The following is a 2,029-nucleotide window of genomic DNA, read 5'->3' on the forward strand; positions in this document are numbered from 1 at the left end:
ATAAATTCTCTCTAGCATTTTCTGGCTCTCGGGGTTTAGGTCTCTAATCAATCTCATTGTATTTTCCTGCTGCTTCGTTTTTTTATGTATTATACTTCTTAATTTTTTATTTGGGTAATTAATTTTGCATGACTACTTATCTTTTCAAAAGTAGTGACTATGGAGCCATGGTTTCTCTGGCGGAAGCTCGAAATTTGTCAGAGTTCGGACAAGATGGTAAAATCGGATTTTTTCATCGAGAGCCGCTGACCTTTTGGACCTGTAATGATTATAGCGGTTTTTTCCCGAGAGATTGGTGTATTTTTAACCCCTTCAAGAGAAAATTTTTCCTCTTACCACCTCAAATTCTACTCGGACTAGCCTTGCCGATTATCCTCTATTATCGCTCCCATTTTTCTCTAGTGGAACGAATCACGAGCGCACGATTTATCCTGCCACAAATTTTGCTTTCCTCGATCGCCTTTTATCTAATCTCTCACGCTGTCCTCTTCAAGCTATATTTACCGCAAAGATACACGGAACATAGCCTAAGGATAGTTTTCGCTATTGCGGGGGGAATCGCTTTATCGATGCTGATCGATAAACTGTTAGAATGGGGGGCTAAAAAGACTATAGCAAGTGGAATAACCATCATTATCTTTCTCCTACTTCAAGTAGCAATGATTTATTCCTACCTGCCGATTCTTTATTTCAATCGAACTCGCTCGCTCTTGCTGACTGGACTGATGGTCATCCAAATATTAGGATTACTTTATTTTGTCGGAAGAGATAGAAAAAAAACACTTCCCGCAAGAGAAGTTTGCTTATCGAGAGTTTTTTTAACCTATATAATGCTCATCGTTATTGCGGTATCCGCACTACTGTATCCGCTCTCTCTGAAAAAATACTATTTTTTCCCAAAAGTTAGCTATATTACGGGAAAAGAACCGGAGCTTTATCAGTTTTTAGCTAAACAGCCGAAAGATAGTCTCGTGGCTTCTCTCTCCCTAGAGGGTGATAATATTCCCTCCTTTGCCCTGCGTCCCGTGTTTGTCCACCGAGACTCCTTAGAACCCTATAACTTGTTATTCTATGAAAAACTTCGCCAAAGATATATCGACTTGATCGAGGCCCAATATAGTCCCGATCTGACTGCCGTGCAGAACTTTATCCAGAAAAATAACATTCGTTTTTGGTTACTCGATCGCTCCGCTTTTTCCCCAGACTACCCAATCGATAAAGTTGGCCTTCAATCCTTTGGATCGGTAACTTCTGATGCGGTAGAAAGACTGCAAGCGGGAACCCCCCTCGTTTTATCCCAGTTAAGCAAGAGTTGTTCGGTTGTCGAATCAAAAAATATTATCCTCTTAGATGCTTCATGTATTCTCGATGCAAAAAACCCGGTTCGGTAGTTGCGCGGGGAGTAGATAACTTCAGTTCGGGTTAAGGAGATTTTGCCATGACTTCCAGGAAAGAATAGGGCTGACTGGCTGAGGTAAAATTAGGGTTTCGGCTTATCCTGAACTCAGGTTAGTTATGACATGGCAATTCTACAAAACCGCCTAATTTGATAGCTTTTTACTATCCTCCGATGCTGCCGCTTCTAGGCTGGTAATTGCGGTTTCTGCCGTCAAAATAGGAGGAACATCACTTAAACTAGCAGTTTGATAAACCTGTTCATTTCCAGCAAATAAATTGCTCATATCTTGAGAATAATTAGAAGCGATCGATAATAAAGCTCCGGCAAAAATATAAAGAGGTAACGGTAAAATAAACCCCTTGGCCCATTGATAAAACTCCACCAACAAAAATAACAAAACACAACCCACAACCCAGACTTTCATCGCACTTTTTCCCTATTTTTACGAGAAAAGGTGAGCAAAAAGCCCACCCTGTATTTAACTAATTCCAGTGAGAATTTATTCGATCACGGGAGCGATTAACTCGCGTCTTTCCCCCGAAATAACTTTCACCTTACCTTCCTCATCGATATCGACCATGGCAGTATCCCCATCAGAAACCCGTCCGGAGAGAATTTCCTCAGCCAGAA

2 protein-coding genes are annotated in these 2,029 nt (G+C 41.1%); one reads left to right on the forward strand and one right to left on the reverse strand.

The genetic code is table 11. The features are described 5' to 3' along the window. Positions 1 to 128 precede the first annotated feature (128 nt). Positions 129 to 1,391: a hypothetical protein gene (locus PX482_RS12355; RefSeq protein ID WP_288096005.1), complete on the forward strand. Its 1,263-nt coding sequence runs from the start codon at positions 129 to 131 to the stop codon at positions 1,389 to 1,391. Positions 1,392 to 1,541: 150 nt separating this feature from the next. Here the strand turns inward: PX482_RS12355 and PX482_RS12360 are convergent, their stop codons facing one another. Continuing rightward, the gene (locus PX482_RS12360; RefSeq protein WP_002756706.1) at positions 1,542 to 1,823 is read right to left on the reverse strand and encodes a hypothetical protein; all 282 of its coding nucleotides are present in this window, start codon (positions 1,821 to 1,823) and stop codon (positions 1,542 to 1,544) included. Positions 1,824 to 2,029: the final 206 nt, after the last annotated feature.

The organism is Microcystis sp. M53602_WE12, assembly GCF_030065455.1.
Taxonomy (GTDB): domain Bacteria; phylum Cyanobacteriota; class Cyanobacteriia; order Cyanobacteriales; family Microcystaceae; genus Microcystis; species Microcystis aeruginosa.